The following is a 26,405-nucleotide window of genomic DNA, read 5'->3' as shown; positions in this document are numbered from 1 at the left end:
TGCGTGGCAGGTGACGAAGCGACGATGGCGGTGCCGTCCGATTGGCCGCGCATGTCGATGGCGGCGGTGCAGGCGGCGCTGACCGCGCCCGGTGCACCGTTCGAAATGGGCAGCGCGACGATCGGCGGGATCGAGACGCGTATCTGGAAGAATGCGCCGGCCAACCTGACCCAGCTGATTGCCCTGTCGCGGACCCATGGCGATCGGTTGGCGACGATTCACGAGGATCAGCGCGTCAGCTATGAAGCACAATATCGCGCCATCGCGACGCTGGCGACCGAACTGCGCGCGATGGGCGTGGAGAAGGGCGACCGGGTGGCGCTGGCCATGCGCAACATGCCCGAATGGCCAGTCGCCTTCTTCGCCATCGTCGCGATCGGCGCGGTGTGCGTGCCGCTCAACGCGTGGTGGAGCCGGCAGGAGCTGGCGTACGGCGTCAACGATTCGGGTGCGCGGGTGCTGATCGTCGATCGACAGCGGTACGACCGGATGAGCGACTATGGCGCCATGCCGGGGCTGGAGGCAGTGCTGGTCGCGCGGGCGCGGGTGCCGCTGACCGGGATCACCCGGCGGCTGGAGGAAGTGATCGGCGACTGCGCCGGATATGCGACGCTGCCCGACGTGCCGCTGCCGGCGGTGGATATCGCACCCGACGATGCGGCCACGATTTTCTACACCAGCGGCACGACCGGGCGGCCCAAGGGGGCGCTGGGCACGCATCGCAATCTGGCGACCAATATTCTGTCGGCCGCCTATGTCGCCGCGCGATCCCATCTGCGGCGCGGCGAGATGCCGCCCGAACCGCAGCCCAAGGTCGGGTTGCTGGTCATCCCCTTCTTTCACGTGACCGCTTGCAGCGCATCGCTGATGGGCGCGCTGGCCGGGGGCACGACTCTGGTGCTGATGCGCAAATGGGATGCAGGCGAGGCGCTGGCGCTGATCGAGCGGGAGCGGGTGCAGGTGACCGGCGGCGTGCCGACGATCGCGTGGCAGTTGCTGGAGCATCCCGACCGGGCGAAGTACGACCTGTCGTCGCTGGAGGTCGTGCAATATGGCGGCGCGCCGTCCGCGCCCGATCTGGTGAAGCGCATCTTCGATGTGTTCGGCGCGCTGCCCGGCAACGGCTGGGGCATGACCGAGACGATGGCTACGGTGACCCAGCATGTCGGCGAGGATTATCTGGCCCGCCCGACCAGCTGCGGCGCGCCGGTGCCGGTGGCCGATCTGAAGATCATGGACGTCGACGGCGCGACCGAGCAGCCGGTGGGCGAAGTCGGCGAGCTATGGGCGCGCGGGCCGATGATCGTGCGCGGATACTGGAACGCGCCGAAGGAAACGGCGCGGACCTTCGTCGACGGATGGGTGCGGACCGGCGATCTGGCGCGGCTGGACGAGGAAGGCTTCTGCACCATAGTCGACCGGGCGAAGGACATCATCATCCGGGGCGGCGAGAATATCTATTCGATCGAGGTCGAGGACGTGCTGTACGCGCACCCGGCCGTCACCGATGCCGCGCTGGTCGGCGTCCCTGACCGGGTGCTGGGCGAGGTGCCTGCCGCCGTCGTTCACCTGTGCCCCGGATGCGCGGCGAGCGAGGCGGAGCTGCAGGATTTCGTCCGCGCGCGGCTTGCCGGGTTCAAGGTGCCGGTAACGGTGCGGTTCTCCGATACCGTGCTGCCGCGCAATGCCAATGGTAAGATACTGAAGGACGAACTGCGCGCAATGTTCGGCGCGTGATTGACGTTGTGATGTAATACGGCAATACACCATTGCTCATAGCGGGGAATGGCGTATGCGAACGATGGGTCTGGCGTCGGCGGGAATGATGGCGCTGCTGCTGGCGGTGCCGGCGGCGGCGCTGCCCAAGGATTTCAAGGCGCAGGCCGATGCGATCGTCGCCGCGTCCGCCGCAGCGGACGGGCCGGGTATCCAGGTCGCCGTCAGCGAGCATGCCCGGATCGTCTACACTGCCGAGCGCGGCATGGCGGATATCGCCGCCCGCCGGCCGATCACTGTCGCGACCGAGTTCCGCATCGGATCGATCACCAAGCAGTTCGCGTCCGCCGTGCTGTTGCAGATGGTAGCGGAAGGAAAGGTCGCGCTCGACGATCCGCTGGCGAAGTTCCTGCCGACCTTTCTGGGAGGGAAGGGGATCACCGTCCGCCAGCTGCTGAACCATACCAGCGGTATCCAGAGCTATACCGACATTCCCGGCTGGATGGTGGTGGCGAACACCGCCCGACCCTATTCGACCGAACAGCTGATCGCCGTGTTCAAGGATCTGCCCCCGGTGAAAAAGCCGGGCGAGGCATGGTCCTATAATAATAGCGGCTATGTGCTGGTCGGTGCGATCATCGAAGCGGTCGCGAAGCGGCCATGGCATGAGGAGGTCGCCCGCCGGCTGGCCGGGCCGAATCGGCTGGCCAGCATCCGCTATGGCAAGGACCCGGCGGTCGGCCCGGCGATGGCGACCGGCTATGCCGGGGCCGATGCGAAGGCGCCGGTGGGACAGGCGATCGACATGAGCGTACCGGCGGCGGCAGGCGCGCTGGTCGGCACGGCGAGCGACCTGACGCGGTGGGACGACGCATTGCACCGGGGCAAGGTGCTGACGGCGCCGATCTACGCGCAGATGATCGCGCCAACTAGAATGCCCGATGGCAGCACGGCACCCTATGGTTTCGGGCTGATCCCCGGAAAGGTGCGCGGGCTTGCGTCGGTCGGCCATAGTGGCGGGATTTTCGGCTTCCTGAGCGATACGCTGTACCTCTCCGGGCCGGATATATCGGTCGCGGTACTGGTTAACAGTGACGAACCGCAGAGCGGGCCGGGCGCGGTATCGCGCAAGCTGGCGGCGCTGGCCGCCGGAAAGCCCTATCCGGTCTTCACCCCGCAGCCGCTCGACAAGGCGGCGGTCGAACCGTTCCTCGGCACGTACACGTTGCGCGGCGAGGACCGCGTGCTGAAGGTCGAGAAGGACGAGCTGATCTGGCAGCGCACCGATGGTCGCACGACGCTGATCCCGGTCGGCGACGGGCGCTACACCATGGGCAAGGCCGGTCTCAGCTGGATCGTGCTCAGCCGCGATGCCGCCGGCAAGCCGCAGGTCGCGTTGTTCGACGATGGCGAGAATATCGACGGCACGCTGGCCCGCACCGGGCCGGTGCCGGTCGAAGCGGCGGCGGTCGACGTGCCCGCGGCGACGCTGGCCCGCTATGTCGGCACCTATACCGCGCCGACTGGCCGGGTGACGGTGGCGCAGGGGACGAGCGGACTGACGGTGCAGCTGACCGGGCAACCGGCGCTGGCGCTGCGGCCGGTCAGCACGACCGAGTTCGCGGTGGAGAAGGTCGAGGCGCGGGTCCGCTTCGTCGAGGAAGGGGGCCGGATCGTCCGGCTGGAAATCGTGCAGGGCGGGCAGACCTTGCCCGCGACGCGCGACTGACGGGGCACCCTTCGCAAACGCGGCGAAAACTGCTACGCGCCCCGCCCATGCTCAATCTGAACGGTATCACGGTGCGCCTGGGCGGGCGGACGATCCTCGACAATGCCAGCGCGGCGCTGCCGCCGGGGAGCCGCGTCGGGCTGATCGGGCGCAACGGCGCGGGCAAGTCGACGCTGGTGCGGGTGATCGCCGGGCAGCTCGAACCCGACAACGGCACGGCGGAAATGCCGCGTGGGTCGCGGCTGGGCTATGTCGCGCAGGAGGCACCCGCCGGACAGGCGACCCCGTTCGAGACGGTGCTGGAAGCCGATGTCGAGCGCGCCCGGCTGATGCACGATGCCGAGACCGTCACCGATCCAGACCGGCTGGGCGACATCCATGAACGACTGCTGGCGATCGACGCTTATGGCGCGCCGGCGCGGGCGGCGCGGATCCTCGTCGGGCTGGGCTTCGACGAGGAGATGCAGGGGCGGGCGCTGGAGAGCTATTCGGGCGGCTGGCGGATGCGCGTCGCGCTGGCGGCGCTGCTGTTCAGCCAGCCCGACGTGCTGCTGCTCGACGAACCGTCGAACCATCTCGATCTCGAAGCGGTGATGTGGCTGGAGGATTTCCTGAAAGGTTACAAGGCGACGATCGTCGTCGTCAGCCACGAACGCGATTTCCTGAACAACGTCGTCGACCATATCCTGCATCTGCATCAGGGCAAGATCACCCTGTATCCCGGCGGCTACGACGCGTTCGAGAAGCAGCGCGCCGAACGGCTGGCGCAGCTGGAAGCCGCGCGCGTCAACCAGGCGGCGCAGCGGGCAAAGCTGCAGGAATATGTCGCCAAGAACTCCGCCCGCGCCTCGACCGCGAAACAGGCGCAGTCGCGGCTGAAGATCCTCGCCAAGATGAAGCCGATCGCGGCGATGGCCGAGGACCCCAGCCTGTCGTTCGATTTCCCCGATCCCGACGAACTGCGCCCGCCGCTCATCACGCTCGACATGGCGAGCGTCGGTTATGGCGACACGCCGATCCTGAAGCGGCTGAATTTGCGGATCGATCCCGAGGATCGCATCGCGCTGCTGGGGCGCAACGGCAACGGCAAGACGACGCTGGCGCGGTTGCTGGCGGCGCAACTGGCGCCGATGGACGGCGACATGAACGCGGCGGGCAAGATGAAGGTCGGCTATTTCACCCAGTATCAGGTGGAGGAGCTGAGCACCGACGACACGCCGCTCGAACATATGACGCGCCAGATGAAGGGCGCGTCGCCCGCCGCTGTCCGCGCTCAGCTCGGGCGGTTCGGGTTCTCGGGCGACAAGGCGATCACGCTGGTCGGCAAGCTGTCGGGCGGCGAGCGGGCGCGCCTCGCGCTGGCGCTCATCACCCGCGACGCGCCGCATATGCTGATCCTCGACGAACCGACTAACCACTTGGACGTCGATGCGCGCGAGGCGCTGGTGCAGGCACTCAACGCCTATACCGGCTGCGTCCTGCTGGTCAGCCACGACCGGCACATGCTGGAAGCGACCGCCGACCGGCTGGTGCTGGTCGATGAAGGCACCGCGAAGGAATTCGACGGGACGATCGACGACTATATCGCGCTGATCCTCGGCAATTCGGCGAAGGAAAAGGCGAAGAAGGCGAACAAGAAGGACGACCGCAAGGCCGCCGCCGAAGCGCGCGAGAAGGCGCAGGTGCTGAAGAAGGATGCGCAGGCGATCGAACGCGATCTGGCGCGGCTTACCGAACAGCGCGACGCGCTCGACGCGGCCATGGCAGGGCAGGCTACGCCGGCGCTGGCGAAGCTGACGATGGCGCAGTTGATGAAGCGCCGCGCGAGCCTCGATACCGAGATCGAGGTGGCAGAGACGAAGTGGATGGAGGCGAACGAGGCGTTGGAGGCTTTGGCGGCTTAGAACTTAATTAAAGGCGTTGCCGGTCTTCGATGGTGAGCGTGTAGACAGAAATCGCAAATACGCCCGATTTTGGATACTCTCGCTCAGCATGTCGCTTGTTGGTTACGGACGGTCGTTCAGCAAACCGGCTCTACGCCGAAATCAAGTCCCAGCCGCGCCATGCCTGCAATGAGATCAGCGTCAAAAGTCTCTCCATGGTCGCCAGGGAACCAAGACACATAATAGCCGACCTTACCGCCAGTCCGGCGCAAGTCGCTTATGAATTCCGCAGCATGTTCGAGCTCCACGAGTGTTCGACGGAGGAAGGCGGCGAGCTGACCGTCATCACCCTCGCCAAGGTCGAACACGCAATAGCTTTCGCGATAGGTACCGGGTAGCGGTGTGCCGTTAGGCGTCGTCCGCTCTTCGCCTACTTTCCAGTGTCGACGAGCTGGACGGCCTATCCCAGCAATCATCCTCTCTGGATCGGTATCAGGATGCCAGACTTGAAGGGAGACGCGGTAGCTGAAGACCATTGGTTCTGATAACCGGCTCGATGGTAGCGTGACAACGTCTGCCAATTCGCCCGCACCACTAAACTTGGACAGTCAGAATTGCTCCCTGATCGGCCAACGACGTTTCGCTTCCGGGCCTCAGGAGCGAAGCCTGTTATGATGGGTTTGCGGAATGCGTGGCGTACAACAGGCGACACTGCCGCCGCCACCCGCTAAGACACCCCCAATGTCCGACTCCTTCCTCGCCCTCGACATCCCCGAACAGCCTGCCGCCGCGCAGCCATACCGCGTGCTCGCCCGCAAATATCGGCCGCAGACGTTCAGCCAGTTGATCGGGCAGGATGCGATGGTCACGACGCTGGGCAATGCGATCAAGCGCGGTCGCCTCGCCCATGCGTTCTTGCTGACCGGCGTGCGCGGGGTCGGCAAGACGTCGACCGCGCGGCTGATCGCCAAGGCGCTCAACTGCATCGGGCCGGACGGGCAGGGCGGGCCGACCATCGATCCGTGCGGAGTGTGCGAGCCGTGCCGGGCGATCGCCGAAGGGCGGCATATCGACGTGATTGAGATCGACGCCGCGTCGAACAACGGCGTCGACAGCGTGCGCGAGATGACCGAGGCGGTGCGCTATGCAGCGGTGTCGGCGCGCTTCAAGATTTATATCATCGACGAAGTGCACATGATGTCGACCCCGGCGTTCAACGCGCTGCTCAAGACGCTGGAAGAGCCGCCCGCCCACGTCAAGTTCCTGCTGGCGACGACCGAGGTGCACAAGGTCCCGGTGACGGTGCTGTCGCGCTGCCAGCGCTTCGACTTGCGACGCATCCCCGCTGACCTGCTGGCCGGACATTTCGCGCATGTGGTCGAGGCGGAGGGCGTCGAGGCCGAACCGGAGGCGCTGCAACTGATCGCCCGCGCGGCGGAGGGGTCGGCGCGCGACGGGCTGTCGATCCTTGACCAGGCGATCGCGCATGGTGGGCTGGACGGCGAGGGTGTGCGCGCCGATGCGGTGCGGCAGATGCTGGGCCTGTCCGACCGGGGCGCGATCCGTTCGCTGTTCGACCTGCTGCTGAAGGCAGATGGCCCGGGGGCGCTTCGGGCACTGCGCGCGCAATATGATCTGGGCGTCGATCCGGCGTCGGTGCTGCGTACGCTGCTGGAAACGGTCCATGCGGTGACGATCGTCAAGGTCGGCGGCGATCGTGGACCGGGCCAGTCGGCGGAGGAACGCGCGGCGTTCGATGGCTGGAGCGCGCTGTCCTTCCCGATGCTGCACCGGCTGTGGCAACTGCTGCTCAAGGGCCATGAGGAGGTGTCGCGCGCCGCGCTGCCGATCGAGGCGTGCGAGATGGCGCTGCTGCGCATCGTCCATGCCTCCTCGTTGCCCGATCCGGGGACGCTGGCGAAGCAGCTCGCGGCGGGGCAGGTGCCGGCGATGGCGCCGCCGTCCGCTCCGGCCCCCGCGCCCGCCGCCGAACCGGCCGCGGTCGCCGATCTGCTGCCCGAGACGGCCGAGCAGGTCGCGCAACTATTGTCGAAGCATGGGCGGCATTCGCTGGAGGCGCAGTTTCGGAATTGCGCGCGGCTGATCCGGCTGGAGCCGCAACTGGTCGAACTGGGCGGCGCGCGGCCCTTGCCCGCCGACTTCACCCGTGATCTGGAATATGCGCTGAAGGGGATCACCGGCAGTCATTGGCGCGTTCTGATCGGCGAGGGGGCGGGCGAACCGACCCTGCGCGAACAGGAAACGGCGAAGGCGGAATCGGAGCGCGAACAGGTCCTCACATCGCCGCTGGTACAGGCGGCATTGGCGGCGTTTCCGGACGCCACCCTCGATCATTGGCAACGCAGCGACGGGAGTATCGCGCGATGAAGAATCTCGACGACATCATGGCCATGGCGCAGAACGTGCAGAACGAACTGACCAAGGCGCAGGCGAACCTCGACACGATCGAGGTTGACGGACAATCGGGTGGCGGGCTGGTGAAGGTCCGGGCCTCCGCCAAGGGGCGCATCCTGGGCGTCGACATCGACGACTCGCTGCTCCAGCCGGGCGAGAAGCAGATGCTGGAGGACCTGATCGTCGCCGCGTTCAACGATGCGCGGGCGAAGGCCGATGCGGCGAGTTCGACCGAAATGTCGAAGCTGACCAACGGCCTGCCGCTGCCGCCGGGGTTCAAGCTGCCGTTCTGAACGGTTCGGAACGCTGCTGGAACAAGCGGCGGGACCGGCGGTTCATGGCCTCATCTATATATGGGAGATGAGGTCATGGACAGCGATCGTATCGAAACGACCCCCGGTGCCGCACCGCAGACGGTGATCGTCGAGCGCCGGGGATCGGGTGGCGGACTGTTGATCGGCCTCGCGATCCTGCTCGCGGTGATCGTCGGCGCCTATTTCCTGCTGAACAACGCGAACAACGATAATGCCCGGACGGGCGCGGTGACGTCGGCGGCGAAGAGCGTCGGCGCTGCGGCGGACAAGGCCGCCGACGCGGTGGATCGGGCGACGAAGTAACGGGATTGTAGCGCGGCCATGAAGAACGTTACCCCAGCGTAGGCTGGGGTCTCACGCGGTTAGAGTGTTGCACTCGCCCCATGGAGACCCCAGCCTACGCTGGGGTGACGTGTTTGGTGGAGTAGGCCGTTCGTCATTCCGGCGGAGGCCGTATTCATGGATGTGGGCTATTTCGCTAGGGTCTGATCCACCTCGTTTGAACCAGGAACCAGGCGTCATCCCAGCGAAGGCTGGGATTTCCCGGTTGCAGCGCGTAGCAGGAGCCGCTGGAGACCCGAGCCTTCGCTGGGGTGACGTTTACACATAGATGGATCAAACACCTAGAGCTGCTGACGCTTCATTGCCATGGATCCCGGCTTTCGCGAGTATGACGGGCGGGGGTTATTTGAGACAGCTGTCCAGCCCCTCGCGCTGCACGATACCGATGCGGCGTTCGATCGTGCGGGCGTAGCGGCGGGTGAAGCCGGTGGGCGCGATGCCGGCGCGCTTCTTGGGCAGCGGCAGGACGGCGGCGATCTGTGCGGCCTCGCGCCCGGCCAGTTTGTCGGCGCCGTGCTTGAAATAGCGGCGGGCGCCGGCCTCTACGCCATAGGTGCCGATCCCGGTTTCGGCGACGTTGAGATAGACCTCCATGATCCGGCGCTTGCCCCACATCGCCTCGATCAGGACGGTGAAATAGGCTTCCAGGGCTTTGCGGAAATAGCCGCCGCCCTGCCACAGAAAGACGTTCTTTGCGGTCTGCTGGCTGATCGTTGAGCCGCCCCGGATGCGGCCGCCCTCGGCATTGCGGCGAGCGGCGTTGGCGATGGCGATATAGTCGAACCCGTTATGCGCGCAGAAGCGGCTGTCCTCTGCGGCGATGACCGCGCGGGGCATGTCGGGATCGACCTTCGACAGGGGACGCCACGATTTGGTGACGCCGTGGCCGGTCGGCACGTCGCCCAGCATGGTGAGCGTGATCGGCGGCGGCACGAACCGCAGGATCAGCACCCACAGGACCGACAGAATGACGAAACCGAGGACGGCTTTGACCGCCCAGCCGGTCAGACGGCGGCCCCAGCCATGGGTGGCGGCGGGTTTCGGGCGGGAAGCGGTGCGGGCGGCCATGTGCGCTCGCTACGCTGGGGCGGTGGGTTTGGGCAAGGGGGTGGCGGAGGCGGGTCGGGTGCGCGATACTTGTTGAGGTTAACGCCGCGCCATTGAAGGCTGGAGCCTCGACCGGCATCCGTCCCGCGCCATAGGCGGGAGACCACAGCTTTCGCTGGGGTGGCGGTTGGGGTTGGCGGGCCGTGATGCAGGCGGATTGGCAGGGGCCGCAGGCGACGTGGGTTATGGATTCCGGCCTTCGCCGGGATGACGGTGGGGGCGGGCTGGCTCCGCCCCTGCGTATTACACCGCCGCCAGCATCCTGCGGTCGCCCGCCAGGCGCATCATCGCCTTTTGCAGCTTTTCGAACGCGCGCACCTCGATCTGGCGGACGCGTTCGCGGCTGACGCCATAGACCTGCGAAAGCTCTTCCAGCGTCTTGGGATCGTCGGTCAGGCGACGTTCGGTCAGGATATGCTTTTCGCGATCGTTGAGGTCGTCCATCGCCTCGACCAGCATCCCGTGCCGGACGTCGGCTTCCTGCGCCTCGGCAACGACGGAGTCCTGCAATGGGCTGTCGTCGGCCAGCCAGTCCTGCCACTGGCTCTCGCCGTCCTCGCGCATGGGGACGTTGAGCGACGTGTCGCCGCCCATCGCCATGCGGCGGTTCATCGAGGTCACTTCCTCCTCGGTCACGCCAAGGTCGGTTGCGATCTTCTGAAGGTGCTCAGGGCTGAGATCGCCGTCCTCGAACGCGTCGAGCTTCGACTTCATCCGGCGCAGGTTGAAGAACAGCTTCTTCTGCGCCGCCGTGGTGCCCATCTTCACGAGGCTCCACGACCGCAGGATGAACTCCTGGATCGAAGCGCGAATCCACCACATCGCATAGGTGGCGAGGCGGAAGCCCCGGTCCGGCTCGAATTTCTTCACGCCCTGCATCAGCCCGATATTCCCTTCGGAAATCAGTTCGCTGACCGGCAGGCCATAGCCGCGATAGCCCATCGCGATCTTCGCGACGAGGCGCAGGTGCGAGGTGACGAGCTGGGCCGCAGCCTCCGGATCGCCATGTTCCTGAAACCGCTTGGCGAGCATATATTCCTGCTCGGGCGCGAGGATCGGGAACTTGCGGATTTCGGAGAGATAGCGGTTGAGGCTCGCCTCGCCGCCAAGCGCCGGGATCGTCGCCGGGACGTTGCTGCCAGTTGCCATCGCGTGAAACTCCCTTTGTCCTTAATGGCGACGCCGCACTGCGGAATCACCGAAACCTAACCGTGAAGATGGTCCAACAGTTCCTGCATGTCTGCCGGAAGGTCACTATCGAACGACAAAGCGTTTTTTGTGACCGGATGGATGAACCCCAGATGTGCGGCGTGCAATGCCTGTCGCCGGAAATCGAGCGTTTCCAGCTTTGCCTTCAACGCCGGTCGCCGCCCGGCATAGACCGGATCGCCCAGCAGCGGGTGGCCGATCGACGCCATGTGCACGCGCACCTGATGCGTGCGCCCCGTTTCCAGCCGGCATTCGATCAGCGATGCGCCGTCCAGCTGGCGCAGCTTGCGCCAGTGGGTGATCGCATGTTTGGCGGTGGGGGAATGGACGATCGCCATCTTCTTGCGATCGTTCGGCGACCGCGCCAGCGGCGCATCGACCGTTCCGGCCGACGTCATGACCCGCCCCGCCGCGATCGCCAGATAGCGGCGGTCGATGCTGTGGTCCTTGAACTGCCGCGCCAGCCCCTCATGCGCCGCATCGTCCTTGGCGACGACCAGCAGGCCCGACGTATCCTTGTCGATGCGGTGGACGATGCCGGGCCGCGCGACGCCGCCGATGCCCGACAGCTTGCCCGCGCAGTGGTGTAGCAGCGCGTTGACCAAAGTCCCGTCGAGATTGCCGGCGGCGGGATGCACCACCAGCCCGGCGGGCTTGTCGACGACGATCAGATGCTCGTCCTCATAGGCGACCACCAGCGGAATATCCTGCGCCACGGTGTCGAGCGGCACGGTGGCGGGAAGGGTGATGGTGAAGCACTGTCCGGCGGACACCTTGCGCGCGCTGTCGGACACCGGCCCTTCGCTGCCATGGACATGGCCGGCGGCCATCAGCGCCTTGATCCGTTCACGCGAAAGATCGGCGACGACCTCGGCCAATGCCTTGTCGATCCGTTGCCCGTGCGTCGCATCGGTAATGCGCGCCTCGATCGTGGAAACCCCCCGGTCCATTGCGTATGGAAATGGGGATGGAACCGGAAATATCAAGCGAACTGCTGGTGGAGCTGCTGCGGGCCGCGGCGGAAAGTGCCGTCGAGATTTGCGGCATCCTGCGCGGACAGGATGGCCGCGTTCTGATCGCGGAACTGACCCGCAACGTCGCGGACGATCCTGCGCGGCACTTCGAAATCGATCCAGCGGCGCTGTTCACGGCACTGCGCGACGCACGCCGGGGTGGCTTGGCGGTGCTCGGCTGGTACCACTCGCACCCCTCGGGCAGCGCCGACCCTTCGGCCACCGATGCGGCGCAGGCGGCGGCGGACGGAGCGCTGTGGCTGATCCTCGGCGGCGGGACCGCGCGGCTGTGGCGGGCGGTCGCGGACGGGGCACGACATGGCCGGTTCGATCCGGTCGCCTTCACGGTAAAGGCGCCTGGCCACGTTGAAAAAAACTGCGAAGCGGTGCACATGGACGGGGCCGGGCGGACGATGACGTTCGCCAAAGCACAAGGGTCGTCGCATTGAACATCAGCCCAGCCGATTTCGCCAGCCTGCTGTGTTCGCGATTGTGCCATGACCTGCTCAGCCCCGTCGGGGCGCTCAACAACGGTCTCGAACTGCTCGCCGACGAACATGATCCGGACATGCGTGCCCGCTGCCTCGAACTGCTGGCTGACAGCGCGCGGGCGTCGGCCAACAAGCTGAAATTCTTTCGCCTGGCGTTCGGAGCGTCGGGCGGGCTGGGCGATTTGATCGATACGCGCGAGGCCCGCGCCGCACTGGAAGGGCTGTTCGGCGACAACCATCGGGTACGGCTCGGCTGGATGGTCGATGCGCCGTCGCTGCCCAAGCCGGCGGTGAAGGTGCTGCTGAACCTTGCGCTGATCGCGGGCGACGCGCTGGTGCGCGGCGGGCAGCTGGACATTGGGGCGGAGCGGACGCCGGGCGGCATCGACATCGCGGTGCGCGCCGATGGGCAGCGGATCGTGCTGGACGCCGAACTGCGCGGCGCATTGCTGGGCGATGCGGCGATGATGACGCCGCGCGCCGCCGCCGCCTGTCTCGCGCGCGAACTGGTCGAACAGAGCGGGGGCACGTTGCAGGTATCGCCGGTCGATTCCCCGGTGCTGCTGTTCGGTGCGTCGCTGGTCACCGGGTGAGCACTCGTTATTCCCGCGAAGGCGGGAATCCATAGACGCCGAGGGTTCGGCAAGAGCCGTGAGGTTGGCGATAATGGACTCCCGCCTTCGCGGGAGTGACGGAAAAGGGAGCGCCCGTCCCGATCGCTTCGCCCGCACTAACCCCGTCTTAACCTGATCGCCGCCATGGTCGTGCCATAACCGGGCGGGGCCGCATGGACGATCTGTTACAGGAATTCATTGCCGAAACCCGCGAGACGCTGGAGGCGTTGTCGACGGAGGTCGTCGCGTGGGAAGCCGCGCCCGATGACCGCAACCGGCTGGATGCGATTTTCCGCTTCGTCCACACGGTCAAGGGCAGCTGCGGCTTCCTCGACCTGCCGCGCCTGTTGCGGCTGAGCCATGCCGCCGAGGATACGCTGTGCGAGGTACGCGACGGCAAGCGGCGGCCGGACCGTGCGCTGGTCGATGCGGTGCTGGCGATCGTCGACCGGATCGGCGAACTGGTCGAGGCGATCGATGCCGGCCTCCCGCTGACCGACGAAGGTGAAGACGACCTGATCGCCGCGCTGGCCCCGGGGGCCAGTGTCGGGCAGGCGACGACCCCGCTGGCGGCGGCGGCGATCGCGCAGGGCCGCGCGCCGCTACGCAGTGTCCGGCTGAACGTCGATCTGCTCGACCGGATGATGAGCGGCATGTCCGACATGGTGCTGGTCCGCAACGAACTGACCCGCCGCCTGCGCGACCTCGACCTCGATCCTGCGGTCGAAGGGGCATTGGAGCGTTTGTCGTCGTCGGTCGCCGACATGCGCGACGCGGTGACGCGGACGCGGATGCAGAAGATCGAGACGCTGTTCTCTCCGCTGCCGCGCATCGTGCGCGATACGGCGGCGGCGGTTGGCAAGGCGGTGACGCTGAGCGTCGACGGCAGCGATGTCGAGCTGGACCGCGAGATGATCGAGGTGATGCGCGACCCGCTGGTCCATGTGGTGCGCAACGCCATCGACCACGGCATCGAATCGCCTGCCGAACGCCGTGCCGCCGGCAAGCGGGAAAGCGGGCGGCTGCATGTCTCCGCGCGCCAGTCGGGCAACCAGATCGTCATCGAGATCATCGACGACGGGCGCGGTATCGATACCGAACGGCTGATCGCCAAGCTGGCGCGCAAGGGGCAGCGGAGCGAGGCCGAACTGCGGGCGATGCCCCAGCGGCAACAATGCGAGCTGGTGTTCGCACCGGGCCTGTCGTCGCGCGACGTCGCGACCGAGATTTCGGGCCGGGGTGTCGGTATGGACGTGGTGCGCGCCGCGATCGACCAGATAGGCGGGCGGATCACGCTGGACAACAAGCCGGGGCGGGGACTGCGCATCGCGGTGCAGGTGCCGCTGACGCTGTCGATCGTATCGACCATCGTCGTGCGCGCGGGCGAGCATCGCTTCGCCATTTCGCGCCAGACGATCGGGGAGATCGTGCGCGAGCGCGGGGCCAATATCCGGATCGACCAGCTGGGCGACATCCGCATCGCGCAGATTCGCGACCGGCGCATTCCGGTGGTCGATCTGTGCGACGTGCTGGCCGTCGAATCGCGCCCCGATGCGTGCGGCAAGATGCTGGTCGTGGTCGGCATCGGCGCCGGGGACTTCGCGCTCGCGGTCGACGAGGTGCTGGATACCGAGGAACTGGTGGTAAAACCCGCCGCGCCGGCGGTGATGGCGACCGGGCTGTTCGCCGGGCAGACCCTGCCCGATACCGGGCAGCCGATGCTGATGCTCGACTGTGCCGGAGTGGCGCAGGCCGCCGGGCTGAACTTCGCCGATGCGATGGACCGCGAACTGGCGGCCGAGGCGGAAACCGAGGTCGAACCGGGCGTCACCGCATTGTTGTTCGACGACCTCGATGGCCGGCGGCGGGTCATCCCGCTGGCGGTGATCGACCGGATCGAGCGCATCCGCGCCGGCAGCCTGCAGCATAGCGCGGGACGCATCTGGCTGGCGATCGATGGGCGGGTACTCCCGGTGGCGGCGAGCGCGACCGACGGGATCGAGCGGGTGACGACGGTCCTGCGCCTGACCGACGGGGTGGTCGAGCTGGCCTATGCGATCGACGATGCGGTGGACATCGTGATGCTGCCCGAAGTGTCGGCGCCGGCGGCGGAGTTCGGGCCCACGGGCGGGATCGTCCTGCTGGACGGGGAACAGGTCGAACAGGTCGATCCGCTGTGGCTGTTCCAGCGTCTTGCCCGCGACGTGGCGCCGGCGATGGGCAATGCGGTTTCCGCGCGGCCGACCTGCCTGTTGGCCGATGGCGGGAGCGGATGGATGCGTACCTTCCTGCGGCCGATGCTGGAGCAGGCGGGCTATCGCGCGGTCGAGCGACTGGGCGAAGATGAACGGCCGGCGCTGGTGCTGACGCAGGCGGATGATCCGATGGCGGTCGTGCCCGGCGGGCGCACGCCGGTCGTCCGGTTGCGGGCGTCGGTCGCCGATACCGGCGATGGCAGCGTCTATCGATATGATCGCGAAGGCGTGTTGCAGGCGGTCCGGCTGGCGGTGGGGAAATGACAATGACGGAGCTGTTCCTCCTTGCGCGGGTGGCCGGACAGGACGTGGCGATCCTGTCGGACCGCGTCGAATCGGTCGTGGACATCGCGGCGGTATCGCCGGTGCCGCGCACGTCGCGTGCGGTGCGCGGCCTGGCCGCGCTGCGCAGCCGGGTGGTCACGGTGATCGATACCGCGCTTGCGATCGATCCGGCGAACGAATCGTCGTCCCCCCGCCGGGCGGTGGTGACGCAGGTCGACGGCCATCATTACGCGCTGTTGGTCGACATGCTCGACGACGCCTATCGCTGCGAGGTGCGCCCGCTGTCGTCGGGGTTGATGCCCGGCGGGGCATGGGCGGCGGTCGTGGGCGGCATGATCGACCATGACGGCCGTGCGGTTCTCGTGCTCAACCTCACCGCCGTCGTCGCGCGCGCGGCGGGAAACGAGCGTGCCGCTGCCTGACCGCTTTAACGGCCTGCTTACGATCTGTCGCTAGGTTGGCCAAAGTATACAATAGGATGTCGTCATGAAGAATTGCCTGGTCGTCGATGATTCGAAGGTGATCCGCAAGGTCGCCCGACACATCCTGGAAACGCTGCAGTTCGAGGTCCGCGAGGCCGGGGACGGGCGTGAGGCGCTGGACCGTTGCGCCGAACAGCAGCCCGACGTCATCCTGCTCGACTGGAACATGCCGGTGATGAGCGGAATGGATTTCCTGCGTGCGCTGCGCCAGAGCGACGGCGGGATGCATCCCAAGGTCGTGTTCTGCACCACCGAGAACGGCATGGCCTATATCCGCGCCGCGATCGAGGCCGGGGCCGACGAATATGTGATGAAGCCGTTCGATCGGGAGACGCTGGAGAGCAAGCTCCAGATCGTCGGCGTCGCGTAACGACGACTGGCATGGCCGCGGCCTGTCCCCGACCGGCGGCGTCCGTACCCGGCGTGCTGCGCGTCCTGATCGTCGATGATTCGGCGGTCACCCGCTGCGTCATCGCCCGGATCGTCGACGCCATCCCCACCTATGAAGTGGTCGCGGCGGTCGGCAACATCGCGCAGGCGCTGGACGTGCTGGGCGACCGATCGGTCGACCTGATCCTGCTCGACATCAACCTCCCGGGGACCGACGGGCTGTCGGGCCTGCCCGCACTGATCGCCAGCGCTCCGGAGGCGCGGGTCATCATCCTGTCGGGCAGTTGCGCCGCCGGATCGCCGACCGCCTTGCACGCGCTGTCGCTGGGCGCGTCGGCGACGCTCGCCAAGCCCGAATCCTCGCCCCTGGCCGGCGGTTTTGCCGACCGGCTGACCGCGTTGGTCGCCGATGTGATGGCGACCACGTCCCGCTCCGCCGTGGCAGTTGCGGCACGCGGCGATGCGTTCGACGTGATTGCCATCGGCGCCTCGACCGGGGGTATCCATGCGATGGCACCGCTGCTGCGCGCGCTGCCCGACGATCTCGACGTGCCGATCCTGATTACCCAGCATCTGCCGGGATCGTTCACCGGCTATTTCGCGCAGCAACTGGCCGCGCTGGCACGGCGCCCGGTCGATGTCGCGCGTGACAGCCTGCGCATCCAGCGCGGTCGCATGATCCTGGCACCGGGCGACGCGCATATCCGCGTCGTGTCGACGACCGAAGGTGCCGCGACCCGGCTGGACCGGACGCCGTCGATCAGCGGCTGTATGCCTTCCGTCGATCCGATGCTCGAATCTGTGGCGGACGTCTTCGGTGCGCGCGCTCTGGCGGTCGTGCTGTCGGGCATGGGCCGCGACGGTTGCCGCGGTGCCGAGCGCATCCGTGCCGCCGGCGGCGTGGTCGCGGTGCAGGACCAGGGCAGCTCCGTCGTCTGGGGTATGCCCGGCGCCATCGCCGAAAGCGGCCTCGCCTCCACCATAGGTACTCCCGACCAGCTGGGCGCATTCATCGCCCGCAGAAAGCGTTCCGCATGACGATGCCGCAGGTTGCACCGCCGATGAGCCATGCGGCGCACAAGATCGTCAGTCTGCTGGAACAGCGGACCGGGCAGCAGCTCGATGCAGGGCGCGCATGGCGGATCGACAGCGCCTTGCAGCCGATGCTGCGCGAGCGGGGGCTGGCGTCGCTGGACGAACTGGTCGCCCGTATCGCCGAGGGCGGCCGCTGCGAAGCGGGGCTGGCCGATCTGGTGGTCGATGCCTTGCTGAACCAGGAAACGTCGTTCTTTCGCGATGCGGCCGTGCTGGACCAGGTGGTGGCCGCCGCCGTCGACATGGCGGAAGCGGCACCGCGCCGACTGCGCATCTGGTCGGCGGCCTGTTCGACCGGGCAGGAGCCGCTGTCGCTGGCGATGCTGTTCGCCGAAGCGCAGGAACAGAGCGGGTTGGCGCTGCCCGAAGTGCGCGCAACCGATATTTCGGCACGGGCGCTGCAACGCGCGCGGACCGGGCGCTATACCCAGTTCGAAATCCAGCGCGGGCTGTCGATCCGGCGGATGATGCGCTGGTTCGAACTGCGCGACGACATGTGGGAGGCGCGGAGCGAACTGCGGTTCCGCTTGCTCTATGCCCAGCAGAACCTGATGTCCGACCCGCTGCCGGCCGGCAAGTTCGACATCGTGCTGTGCCGCAACGTGTTGATGTATCTGGCGCCGGCCACGCGGCGGATGGTGCTGGAGCGGATCGCGGGCGTGCTGCGGCCCGGGGGGCTGCTGGTGCTGGGCGCGGGCGAGACGGTGATCGGCCATACCGAGGCGCTGGTCCCCTCCGAACGCTATCGTGGTATGTACCGGCTGGCCGCGCACTAACTTCAGGCCAGGGTTGCCTTTCCCCGCGTCCCGCCGCAATCGGGTGCACGACGCGCGCAAGGGGGGAGGCCGTGATGGACATGATCGATACGCCGTCGCCGAACTTCGGCGAACGCACGCTGCCGATCACGATGATCGTCCTGCACTATACCGGCATGACCGATGCCGCGTCGGCGATCGCCCGGCTGACCGATCCGGCGGCGCAGGTGTCGGCGCATTATCTGGTCGATGAGGACGGCACGATCCACCACATGGTCGCCGAGGACAAGCGCGCATGGCACGCCGGGCGATCGCACTGGCGCGGGATCACCGACGTTAACAGCGCGTCGATCGGCATCGAACTGGTCAATCCCGGCCATGAATGGGGCTATCGCGACTTTCCCCAGGCGCAGATCGACGCGCTGATCCCGCTGGTCCATGCCATCAAGGGCCGGCATCAAATCACGCGCGGCAATGTCGTCGGCCATTCGGACATCGCGCCGATCCGCAAGCAGGACCCGGGCGAGTTGTTTCCGTGGAACCGCCTGTCGCGTCTTCGCCTCGCGCTCCCCCGGCCGACCCGCAACCTGATGGACCCGGAATGGAGCGATGGCGGGTTCCTGCTGGCGCTGGAGCGCTTCGGTTACGACGTGTCCGACGCGACCGCCGCCACCACCGCGTTCCAGCGGCGGTTTCGGCCGGAGATGGTCGACGGGGTGATCGACGGCGAATGCCGGATGCTGCTGCTCGCGTTGTTGCTGCCAAAGCCGCAAGGCGACGATTGAACCCGCGCGCTCCCTCCGCTAGGGGCTGGGGCGTCAGAGGGTCGGGCGGCCGCGTCACGTGTCATGCGTGCCGAGGAAAGTCCGGGCTCCACGGAAACGACGGTGCCGGGTAACGCCCGGCGGGCTTCCGGTTTCGGCCGGGGGTTCAGGGACAGTGCCACAGAGAGCAGACGGCCTTTGGCTTCGGCCGGGTTACGGTGAAAGGGTGCGGTAAGAGCGCACCGCGCGGCCGGTAACGGCAGCGGCATGGCAAACCCCACCGGGAGCAAGACCGAATAGGGGCGGCATGGAGCGCGCAAGCGTTCCGGGGCATGTTCCGGCCCGCTGCCCGGGTTGGTTGCTGGAGACGGCGCGCAAGCGTCGTCCAAGAGGAATGGTCGCCTATCCTGCTTTTGCAGGTGGACAGAACCCGGCTTACAGACCCTCTGACATTCGCGCGCGACAATGGGTTGCGCGGTGGCTCCGGCGGTTTATCTCGACAGCAATGGCACGACACACGCGATCGAACGACTGGGGCTTTCCCCGCTGGCGCGGCTATAGCGAGGGCCGCGAGGCACAGACGGTGAAACTGTGCGATCGCCACGGCTGCACGGAACCCGGCAAATGCCCCGCGCCCAAATCGCCCAACAGCCCCGACCGCTGGTATTTCTGCGAAGCGCACGCCGCCGAATATAACAAGGGCTGGAACTACTTCGAGGGGCTGAACGAAGAGGAAGCCAAGGCACGCGAGGCCGAGGAGCGGCGCACCGCCAACGGTTATGCCGCGTCCGCCTCGAACGCCTGGGCCGGATCGGGCGACGGCACGCGGTCGCGCGACGAGATGCGGGCGCTCGACGTGCTGGAATGCGATCCCGATGCCGATTTCGACACGATCCGGCTGGCGTGGCGCAAGCTGGCCAAGGTCTTTCATCCCGATGTCCGCCCCGGCGATGCCGAGGCGGCGAAGAAATTCCACGCGATCCAGGCCGCCTATGACGTGCTGCGTGTCGCTGAGGAGCGCCGGAGCTGGAAGCCCGCGTGAGGACCGGCGTCCGTTCGCGATGGGACAAGGCGGTTCTAGTCTGCGCCAAATGTTCGAAAAAGCTGGACGGCGGCTTCGGCCCGTCGGGCAAGCCGCTGGCCAAGGCGCTGCGCAAGCATCTGAAGCTGAAGAACGGTCCCAAGTCGCGCGCTGGCGTGGTCGAGGTGAAGTGCCTCGACGTGTGTCCAAAGGGCGCGGTGGTGGTGGTCGACGGCGCGCGCCCGAACGACTGGCTGCTGGTGCGGCCGGGTGACGATCTGGACGCGGTGGCAGGTCGGCTGGGTCTGGACTAGAGCAGTTTCCGACTAGGTTGAACCGCCGTCATCGCCCTTCGCGCGCCTGCTTCGCAGCGGGGTGATTTCGATCCGGGGCGGCGTTGCTCGTCGGTCACGATGCTTCAGCATCGCTCACTCCTCGCGGCTGGCCCCTAACCGAAATCACCGTCGTCCCGGTGATCCTCCTAGGTCGAAACCCCTATAGGCCGGATCGACATTCACAGTCTTACTTCGTCACCCCGGAACAAGTTCGGGGGTGACGGAGAGGCTGGAGGCGTCGTTGAGAACGACACCGTAAGTAGCTGAATGTGGATCGGCGCTAGGCGTAGATCGGCGGGACCTGCCTAACGCGCTGGAGTCAACCCACCTGCCCGAATACGTCACCCCAGCGAAGGCTGCGGTTTCCAGGGGTTCTCGCTGTATCGTTCGACGGCAGATACCAGCCTTCGCCGGGATGACGACTGACTCAGCAAGGACGGGTCGAACAACAGCGTGTTCGACCTTCTCGCAGGTTCGACCTTCGTCAGGATCGTCTGCGCCACCGGAAAGAGATCGCGCTCCTCCCGGTCGAGAATGTCGGCAAGTTCGACGGCAATTTCCCGCAGCGATCGGCCATAGCCTGCCCAGTCCTTCCGGATCGCGGCGAGGGACCATTTGGCGATATGACAGGAAAACATGACGCGAAGTTCCCGTATGCGCGAAACGATCTCGGCATAAGCCGGGATGTCATCCGCCTTGCCGCGGGCCTGTAACGGTTCGTGTATTTCGACCGTCTCGGTTGCAAGATGGTCCGCAATGACCTTCGCCAGTTTAAGGCGAGCATTCGTGACACCAGGAAACCCCTGATCGAACTGCAGGTCGGTCAGCGCAAGCAGGTCGTCGGTCGTCGCGCGGATCGTCATGTGCTGCTGTTTCAGCAAGCCGATATTTATCTGCAACGTCACCCTCCGTCATCGAATTGTGAGAACGGTTTCCGCCATTACGAGTTAAAATATACGAAACGGGCGACCTTCCGACCGACATGGCTACGGCCACCGAACGTCTGCTCAGAACATCCAGCGGGTACACCCACGCTGCGCCGTCCGACTAGCCAGCGGAAGCGCCGTCCAGTCGTGCCGCCGTTTCCCGGATCAGGGCGATCATGTTCGGAATGCCCTGCGTCCGGTTGGAACTGAGCTGGTTGCGCAGGTCGAACGGGGCGAGGGTGGCCGCGATGTCGGTGTCGAGGATCGCCTGGGCCGGCCGGTCCTGCACCGTCGCCAGCACCAGCGCGATGATCCCCTTGGTGATCGCGGCGTTGCTGTCGGCGAGGAAGTGGAGCGTGCCGTCCTCGCCCGGCTGGGGATAGACCCAGACCGATGCGGAACAACCGCGCACCAGCGTCGCATCGGTCTTCAGGGGTTCCGGCATCGGCTCCAACTGGCGGCCGAGGTCGATCAGGAGCCGGTAACGGTCGTCGCCGTCGAGGAAGTCATATTCTTCGCGGATGTCGTCGATGCTCTGCATGACGCCGCTATAGGCATTTGGCCTTACAGTTCCACCCCGGCGGCAATCGCCTCGAGCTTGCGGATGCGTTCCTTCAGGTCGGCGATCTCGATGCGGGTGCCGGCGTTGGGCGTCGGCTGCGGGGCCATGGCATGATCGCCCAGTCGCTGCTGCTGGAGCGACAGCCAGCCGCGCCATCCGGCCAGCGTGGTGACCGACACGATGGCGACGGCGGCCAGCGTGGTGATGGCAAGGGCGAGAGTAAGCGTGAGGTTCATCGGACGATCCCTTCGCTTGGCGTCAGTTGAGGGGTTTGTCGCGCAGGCGTTCGATCTCGTCGGAGAGGTCGACGCCGCGGTCGGTGATGATGCGTTCGAGGACACGGACGCGCTGTTCCAGCCGTTCGGTCTGCGCGGCATATTGCGCGGCCTTTTCGGCGGTTTCGGTGCCGCGGATTTCCAGTTCGCGTTCCTTCAGGGCCATCCACGGCTTGAATACGTGGTTGGCGAGGATCGCGATGACCGGGATCGATACGCCGAGAATGGGAATCCAGAGCGGGCTCATCGTCGTTCCTTTCAGTTCGCGCGGCCGCGCAGTTGTTCGATCTCGCGATCCAGTGAATGGGCGCCGTCGGTGACGATGCGCTCTACATTCGCCAGTCGGTCCTTGATCGAGCCCAGCTCGGCCTTGAGCTGGGCGTTCTCCTGGCTGAGCAGCTTGACCCGCTCAACCGTCTCGTCGTTGCGTTGCGGATAGACGCTCTGTCCCCAGCCGCCCTGCAGCGGGTAGCCGTTCTTGACCCGGAGCCAGGTGGTGAAGACCCATGCCGCCACGCCGATCAGGACGAGGGCGACGAGAAGGGGAGCGGTATCGGGATTCGTCAGCATGTCGGTCGTCCTCGGGCTCAGCGCAGCGCGTCGATTTCGCGGGCGGTGCGGGTTGCGGGATCGGTGGCGATCCGTTCGAGAACGGCGATGCGTTCTTCGAGGCGCAGCACCTTGGCGGTCAGCTGTTCATTCTGCTCTGCCATCAGCCGCGCTTGCCGCGCCGCGTCCGGGTTGTCCCGCTTCACCTCGCCGCCCCATTCGCCTTCCAGAGGATAGCCGTGCTTGGCGCGGATGGCGGTCGTGACGACCCATCCGATCATGCTCATCGCGATCAGGGCCAATACGAACCCCGGTCCACCCCAATTCATCGTGTCTCTCCCTCACATCGCCCCGGCAGGGACCGGATCAGCGCAGGCTGTCGATCTCGTCCGCCAGGCGGGTGTTGCGGCTGGTATAGTACATTTCGATGTCGGCGAGGCGACGATCGATGTCGCGGAAGGTCGAGCGCATTTCCGATGCCGAGCGGGTCGGGTTCGACCGCACGCCCTGCCAGAATTTCTCGTCCTCGCGGCTTTCGTAGAGGCCATACGGCTTCTTCTGCGCCATCCAGGCGATCATGAAATAGGCGATGACCGTCCAGGGAAAGCCACCGGCCAGCGTCAGCAATACCGTGCCGATGCGGATCCACATGACCTCGACACCGGTATAGTCGGCGATGCCGGCGCACACGCCCGACATCTTGCCATTCGCCTTGTCGACATAGAATTTGGTGCGTGCGCCGGACATCAGTCCCTCCGTGCGTAGTCGTTGTTGCGGAAATCGCTTTCCGGGAATTCCCGGCGCGGCTGCGAAGGGCGGAAGTCCGGATTGTCGGCGGCGATGATCCGCTCGATCGTCTGGAGCCGCTCTTCGAGCCGGCGGGCGGTGACGTGCATGTCGTCGAGCAGTCGCTCGTCCTCGTTCGTTAGCGTCGGCGACTGTTTCCACTTCGTGATGTAGTGGAGGATCAGCCACGGCAGACCGATGAAGAGGACGCTGATCGCGACCGCCGCCGTCAGGAAATCACCCATGCGATCAGCCCTCCCGGTTAAGGCGGGCCTTCAGCGCGGCCAGCTCGGCATCGATCTTGTCGGACTGCCGCAGTTCCGCGATCTCGTCCTCCAGGCTCTTGCCCTGCTGGCCCATGCCGGCCGCTTCGGCGCGACCCTCGGCCAGGTCGGCCCGGCGTTCCAGCACGTCGAAGCGGCTGAACGCCTCGGCGGTCTTGGATCCTGCATACATCTCGCGCAGCTTGGTGCGGTTGTTGGCGCTTTCCATCCGGGTCTGGATGGCGTTCTGCCGGGTCCGCGCCTCGCGCAGCTTGTTCTGCAGCTTGGCGATGTCGGCTTCCGACGCGCGCAGCGCATCGTCGAGCACGACGATCTCGGCGTTCAGCTGTTCGATCATGTCGACCGCCTTCTGCCGTTCGACCAGTGCGGCCTTGGCCAAGTCCTCGCGGTCCTTGCTCAGCGCCAGTTCGGCCTTTTCGGTCCAGCTGTCCTGCAGCTTTTCCAGCTTGCCGATGTGGCGGCGCATTTCCTTCTGGTCGGCGATGGTGCGCGCGGCGGACGCGCGGACCTCGACCAGCGTTTCCTCCATTTCGAGGATAATCATGCGGATCATCTTCGCCGGGTCTTCCGCCTTGTCGAGCAGGTCGGTGACGTTGGCGGCGATGATGTCACGGGTGCGGGAAAAAATGCCCATCGGTTGCTCCTGACAAATACTCGGGTGGCCGGGGTGGAACGGGGCGGAACCACCCCGGCCCGCTGCCTTACGCGATATGCGCGGCAGCAACGGTGACGGCGGACGGACCGGGTGCGGTCGTCGCGCCAAGGACGAACAGGCTCACCAGCAGCGCGGCGGCCATGCTGGCGACCGATTGCGTAAGAGTGAGGTTCGAAAGGTTGCGCATGAGGAAAACTCCCTGAAGCTGTATCGTGCGCCCTGTGTCGGGCTTGCACAATACATTGCAGGAGGCGTGCCAATTCGAAAAATGACGGTTTCGCGTCACTTTTCGCGGATCGGCGGAACGGGCCAATTTGGCGCTTGCGAATGTTTGGGAAAATACGCCACACATCGGCCATGGAACGCGCAACCCAGGTCGTCGGCCAGTCCGGCCCGTTTCTCGATGCCCTGGAGCGCGCCAGCCGTGCCGCCGCGCTCGACCGTCCCGTATTGGTGATCGGCGAGCGGGGGACGGGCAAGGAACTGGTCGCCGAGCGCCTCCACCGCCTGTCGGGCCGGTGGGAAGAGCCGCTGGTCGTCATGAACTGCGCCGCGCTGCCCGAGACGCTGATCGAGGCGGAACTGTTCGGCCATGAAGCCGGCGCCTTCACCGGCGCGACCAAGGCGCGCGTCGGGCGGTTCGAGGAGGCCGATGGCGGCACGCTGTTCCTCGACGAACTCGGCACACTGTCGATGGGCGCGCAGGAACGGCTGCTGCGCGCGGTCGAATATGGTGAGGTGACGCGCATCGGATCGTCACGCCCGATCCGGGTCGATGTCCGCATCGTCGCGGCGACCAACGAACACCTGCCCGACCGGGTCGAGCGCGGGACGTTCCGCGCCGACCTGCTCGACCGGTTGAGCTTCGAGGTGGTGACGCTGCCCCCGCTTCGCGCACGGCCGGGCGACATCATGGTGCTGGCCGACTTCTTCGGACGGCGCATGGCAGCGGAGATCGGGCGTGATGAATGGCCGGGGTTCGGCCCGAACGCGGTCGACCAGTTGATGGAGCATCGCTGGCCGGGCAATGTCCGCGAGTTGCGCAACGCGGTCGAACGTTCCGTCTATCGCTGGGAACGGTCCGGGCCGATCGACCTGATCGAGGTCGACCCGTTCGCCTCGCCGTTCCGCCCGCGCACTGCCAGCACCGTCCAGCCCATGGCTGTCGCGCCGGTGGCGGGCGAGTCGCACGAACCGACAGCGCCCGACGACAGCGGCGACGATTTCAAGACGCGGGTGAACCGCTTCGAACGGCAATTGCTGACCCGCGCCATGGCCGAGGCCCGCTACAACCAGCGGACCTGCGCCGACGCGCTGGGGCTGACCTACGACCAGTTGCGCCACGCGCTGAAACGCCACGGATTATTGGGGCAGGGCGGCTGAAGCGCCCTTGCGCACCATTCACCGCGTCTTAGATGTTGCCCGAGCGTAACGACCGGAGCCGATCGGCCCATGCTTCGTTCGGTCGACCAGAGCTTAACGCCCAAGGAGGAACCCCCATGGCTTTCGAACTTCCCCCGCTGCCCTATGCCTATGACGCGCTGGAGCCGACCATCGACAAGGAAACGATGACGCTGCACCATGACAAGCATCATCAGGCCTATACCGACAAGCTGAACGAAGCGGTGTCGGAAGACGCCGCACTCGAAGGCAAGTCGATCGAGGAACTGCTGGCCAGCATGTCGGGCGCACCGGCCAAGCTGCGCAACAATGGCGGCGGCTATTGGAACCACACCTTCTTCTGGGAAACGATGAAGGGCGGGGGCACGCAGCCGTCGGGCGCACTGAAGGACGCTATCGACGACCAGTTCGGTGGTCTCGACGCGCTGAAGGAAAAGTTCAACACGGCGGGCGCGAACCAGTTCGGGTCGGGCTGGGCGTGGCTGATCGTCGGGCAGGACGGCAAGCTCGCCATCACCTCCACGCCGAATCAGGACAATCCGCTGATGGATGTCGCCCCGGTGAAGGGCACGCCGATCCTGTGTAACGACGTGTGGGAGCACGCCTATTACATCACCTATCGCAATGCGCGCCCCGCCTATCTGAAGGCGTGGTGGGACGTGGTCGACTGGGACAAGGTCGGCCAGCGTTACGATGCGGCGGTGAAGTAAATCGCGCCATTAGCCCTCTCCCCTGCAGGCGAGAGGGTTGGG

32 protein-coding genes and 1 other RNA gene are annotated in these 26,405 nt (G+C 66.3%); 19 read left to right on the top strand and 14 right to left on the bottom strand.

Features of this window, described 5'->3' with window-relative positions:
* Positions 1–24: 24 nt before the first annotated feature.
* The 3 genes from ASE83_RS16515 to ASE83_RS16505 are packed head-to-tail and all read left to right on the top strand — an operon-like array spanning position 25 to position 5,349.
* Positions 25–1,737: a class I adenylate-forming enzyme family protein gene (locus ASE83_RS16515; protein ID WP_055793056.1), complete on the top strand. Its 1,713-nt coding sequence runs from the start codon at positions 25–27 to the stop codon at positions 1,735–1,737.
* A gap of 55 nt (positions 1,738–1,792) precedes the next feature.
* Positions 1,793–3,445 (top strand): serine hydrolase, encoded by a 1,653-nt coding sequence (locus ASE83_RS16510; RefSeq protein WP_082443432.1) that lies wholly within the window; start codon positions 1,793–1,795, stop codon positions 3,443–3,445.
* Positions 3,446–3,492: 47 nt separating this feature from the next.
* Positions 3,493–5,349: an ABC-F family ATP-binding cassette domain-containing protein gene (locus ASE83_RS16505; protein WP_055792893.1), complete on the top strand. Its 1,857-nt coding sequence runs from the start codon at positions 3,493–3,495 to the stop codon at positions 5,347–5,349.
* 116 nt (positions 5,350–5,465) lie between these two features.
* On the opposite strand, the gene ASE83_RS18670 is transcribed toward ASE83_RS16505, so the two are convergent.
* Complete coding sequence (locus ASE83_RS18670) at positions 5,466–5,864, bottom strand: hypothetical protein (protein ID WP_156353263.1); 399 nt, start codon at positions 5,862–5,864, stop codon at positions 5,466–5,468.
* A gap of 205 nt (positions 5,865–6,069) precedes the next feature.
* Here ASE83_RS18670 and ASE83_RS16495 point away from each other — a divergent pair, with 205 nt between their 5' ends.
* The 3 genes from ASE83_RS16495 (at position 6,070) to ASE83_RS16485 (ending at position 8,360) form a co-directional block, all read left to right on the top strand.
* Complete coding sequence (locus ASE83_RS16495; RefSeq protein ID WP_055792886.1) at positions 6,070–7,716, top strand: DNA polymerase III subunit gamma/tau; 1,647 nt, start codon at positions 6,070–6,072, stop codon at positions 7,714–7,716.
* Positions 7,713–8,036 (top strand): YbaB/EbfC family nucleoid-associated protein, encoded by a 324-nt coding sequence (locus ASE83_RS16490; protein WP_055761101.1) that lies wholly within the window; start codon positions 7,713–7,715, stop codon positions 8,034–8,036. Before ASE83_RS16495 ends, ASE83_RS16490 begins: the two co-directional genes overlap by 4 nt.
* 75 nt (positions 8,037–8,111) lie before the next feature.
* A complete protein-coding gene (locus ASE83_RS16485; protein WP_055792883.1) occupies positions 8,112–8,360 on the top strand; it encodes a hypothetical protein in 249 nt (82 codons plus the stop codon).
* 381 nt (positions 8,361–8,741) lie between these two features.
* On the opposite strand, the gene mtgA is transcribed toward ASE83_RS16485, so the two are convergent.
* The 3 genes from mtgA to ASE83_RS16470 all read right to left on the bottom strand — a co-directional run bounded on the left by mtgA (position 8,742) and on the right by ASE83_RS16470 (position 11,665).
* A complete protein-coding gene (gene mtgA, locus ASE83_RS16480; RefSeq protein ID WP_055792881.1) occupies positions 8,742–9,467 on the bottom strand; it encodes a monofunctional biosynthetic peptidoglycan transglycosylase in 726 nt (241 codons plus the stop codon).
* A gap of 282 nt (positions 9,468–9,749) precedes the next feature.
* On the bottom strand, positions 9,750–10,655 hold the full coding sequence (rpoH, locus tag ASE83_RS16475; protein ID WP_055792879.1) for an RNA polymerase sigma factor RpoH: 906 nt from the start codon (positions 10,653–10,655) through the stop codon (positions 9,750–9,752).
* 56 nt (positions 10,656–10,711) lie between these two features.
* On the bottom strand, positions 10,712–11,665 hold the full coding sequence (locus ASE83_RS16470) for an RluA family pseudouridine synthase (protein ID WP_055792876.1): 954 nt from the start codon (positions 11,663–11,665) through the stop codon (positions 10,712–10,714).
* A gap of 17 nt (positions 11,666–11,682) precedes the next feature.
* Between ASE83_RS16470 and ASE83_RS16465 the strand changes: the two genes are divergently transcribed.
* From ASE83_RS16465 to ASE83_RS16420, 11 genes are all read left to right on the top strand, one after another.
* Positions 11,683–12,177 carry a Mov34/MPN/PAD-1 family protein gene (locus tag ASE83_RS16465; protein ID WP_082443444.1) on the top strand — a complete coding sequence of 165 codons (495 nt, stop codon included), beginning with the start codon at positions 11,683–11,685 and terminating at the stop codon, positions 12,175–12,177.
* A complete protein-coding gene (locus ASE83_RS16460; protein ID WP_055792871.1) occupies positions 12,174–12,812 on the top strand; it encodes a histidine phosphotransferase family protein in 639 nt (212 codons plus the stop codon). Before ASE83_RS16465 ends, ASE83_RS16460 begins: the two co-directional genes overlap by 4 nt.
* Positions 12,813–13,006: 194 nt before the next feature.
* Positions 13,007–15,352 (top strand): chemotaxis protein CheA, encoded by a 2,346-nt coding sequence (locus ASE83_RS16455; protein WP_055792868.1) that lies wholly within the window; start codon positions 13,007–13,009, stop codon positions 15,350–15,352.
* 2 nt (positions 15,353–15,354) lie between these two features.
* Positions 15,355–15,795, top strand: a complete 441-nt coding sequence (locus ASE83_RS16450; protein WP_055792865.1) for a chemotaxis protein CheW — start codon at positions 15,355–15,357, stop codon at positions 15,793–15,795.
* A gap of 64 nt (positions 15,796–15,859) precedes the next feature.
* A complete protein-coding gene (locus tag ASE83_RS16445; RefSeq protein WP_055792861.1) occupies positions 15,860–16,225 on the top strand; it encodes a response regulator in 366 nt (121 codons plus the stop codon).
* Between the two features lie 11 nt (positions 16,226–16,236).
* Positions 16,237–17,283 carry a chemotaxis protein CheB gene (locus ASE83_RS16440; protein WP_055792858.1) on the top strand — a complete coding sequence of 349 codons (1,047 nt, stop codon included), beginning with the start codon at positions 16,237–16,239 and terminating at the stop codon, positions 17,281–17,283.
* Entirely contained in the window at positions 17,280–18,116 is an 837-nt protein-coding gene (locus ASE83_RS16435) for a CheR family methyltransferase (protein WP_235513297.1), read from the top strand. The genes ASE83_RS16440 and ASE83_RS16435 overlap by 4 nt, the downstream gene beginning before the upstream one ends.
* A gap of 74 nt (positions 18,117–18,190) precedes the next feature.
* The gene (locus tag ASE83_RS16430) at positions 18,191–18,880 is read left to right on the top strand and encodes an N-acetylmuramoyl-L-alanine amidase (RefSeq protein ID WP_055792855.1); all 690 of its coding nucleotides are present in this window, start codon (positions 18,191–18,193) and stop codon (positions 18,878–18,880) included.
* A gap of 33 nt (positions 18,881–18,913) precedes the next feature.
* An RNA gene (gene rnpB, locus ASE83_RS16730) (RNase P RNA component class A) lies at positions 18,914–19,313 on the top strand.
* A gap of 51 nt (positions 19,314–19,364) precedes the next feature.
* Positions 19,365–19,901 carry a J domain-containing protein gene (locus ASE83_RS16425; protein WP_055792852.1) on the top strand — a complete coding sequence of 179 codons (537 nt, stop codon included), beginning with the start codon at positions 19,365–19,367 and terminating at the stop codon, positions 19,899–19,901.
* Positions 19,898–20,194, top strand: coding sequence for a (2Fe-2S) ferredoxin domain-containing protein (locus ASE83_RS16420; RefSeq protein WP_055792849.1), 297 nt, complete (start codon positions 19,898–19,900; stop codon positions 20,192–20,194). The genes ASE83_RS16425 and ASE83_RS16420 overlap by 4 nt, the downstream gene beginning before the upstream one ends.
* Positions 20,195–20,556: 362 nt before the next feature.
* On the opposite strand, the gene ASE83_RS16415 is transcribed toward ASE83_RS16420, so the two are convergent.
* The 10 genes from ASE83_RS16415 to ASE83_RS18665 form a co-directional block, all read right to left on the bottom strand.
* On the bottom strand, positions 20,557–21,120 hold the full coding sequence (locus ASE83_RS16415; protein ID WP_055899700.1) for a hypothetical protein: 564 nt from the start codon (positions 21,118–21,120) through the stop codon (positions 20,557–20,559).
* Positions 21,121–21,262: 142 nt separating this feature from the next.
* Positions 21,263–21,682, bottom strand: coding sequence for a SufE family protein (locus ASE83_RS16410; RefSeq protein WP_055792842.1), 420 nt, complete (start codon positions 21,680–21,682; stop codon positions 21,263–21,265).
* A gap of 23 nt (positions 21,683–21,705) precedes the next feature.
* Positions 21,706–21,939: a hypothetical protein gene (locus ASE83_RS16405; RefSeq protein WP_055792839.1), complete on the bottom strand. Its 234-nt coding sequence runs from the start codon at positions 21,937–21,939 to the stop codon at positions 21,706–21,708.
* A 22-nt stretch (positions 21,940–21,961) separates the two neighbouring features.
* On the bottom strand, positions 21,962–22,225 hold the full coding sequence (locus ASE83_RS16400; RefSeq protein WP_055792834.1) for a hypothetical protein: 264 nt from the start codon (positions 22,223–22,225) through the stop codon (positions 21,962–21,964).
* 11 nt (positions 22,226–22,236) lie between these two features.
* On the bottom strand, positions 22,237–22,548 hold the full coding sequence (locus ASE83_RS16395) for a hypothetical protein (RefSeq protein WP_055792830.1): 312 nt from the start codon (positions 22,546–22,548) through the stop codon (positions 22,237–22,239).
* Positions 22,549–22,565: 17 nt separating this feature from the next.
* Positions 22,566–22,856, bottom strand: a complete 291-nt coding sequence (locus ASE83_RS16390; RefSeq protein ID WP_055792827.1) for a hypothetical protein — start codon at positions 22,854–22,856, stop codon at positions 22,566–22,568.
* Between the two features lie 37 nt (positions 22,857–22,893).
* Positions 22,894–23,274 (bottom strand): envelope stress response membrane protein PspC, encoded by a 381-nt coding sequence (pspC, locus tag ASE83_RS16385; RefSeq protein WP_055792823.1) that lies wholly within the window; start codon positions 23,272–23,274, stop codon positions 22,894–22,896.
* Entirely contained in the window at positions 23,274–23,558 is a 285-nt protein-coding gene (gene pspB / locus ASE83_RS16380; RefSeq protein ID WP_055792820.1) for an envelope stress response membrane protein PspB, read from the bottom strand. The genes pspC and pspB overlap by 1 nt, the downstream gene beginning before the upstream one ends.
* A 4-nt stretch (positions 23,559–23,562) precedes the next feature.
* Positions 23,563–24,231, bottom strand: a complete 669-nt coding sequence (gene pspA, locus ASE83_RS16375) for a phage shock protein PspA (protein ID WP_055792816.1) — start codon at positions 24,229–24,231, stop codon at positions 23,563–23,565.
* A gap of 67 nt (positions 24,232–24,298) precedes the next feature.
* Complete coding sequence (locus tag ASE83_RS18665; protein WP_156353262.1) at positions 24,299–24,439, bottom strand: hypothetical protein; 141 nt, start codon at positions 24,437–24,439, stop codon at positions 24,299–24,301.
* Between the two features lie 170 nt (positions 24,440–24,609).
* On the opposite strand from ASE83_RS18665, the gene pspF reads away from it, so the two are divergent.
* Positions 24,610–25,635, top strand: coding sequence for a phage shock protein operon transcriptional activator (pspF, locus tag ASE83_RS16370; protein WP_055792814.1), 1,026 nt, complete (start codon positions 24,610–24,612; stop codon positions 25,633–25,635).
* A gap of 116 nt (positions 25,636–25,751) precedes the next feature.
* A complete protein-coding gene (locus ASE83_RS16365; RefSeq protein ID WP_055792811.1) occupies positions 25,752–26,363 on the top strand; it encodes a superoxide dismutase in 612 nt (203 codons plus the stop codon).
* Positions 26,364–26,405 lie beyond the last annotated feature (42 nt).

Origin of the sequence: Sphingomonas sp. Leaf32 (genome assembly GCF_001421765.1) — a bacterium.
GTDB lineage: Bacteria > Pseudomonadota > Alphaproteobacteria > Sphingomonadales > Sphingomonadaceae > Sphingomonas.
This window is presented reverse-complemented; position numbering and strand designations above follow the sequence as displayed.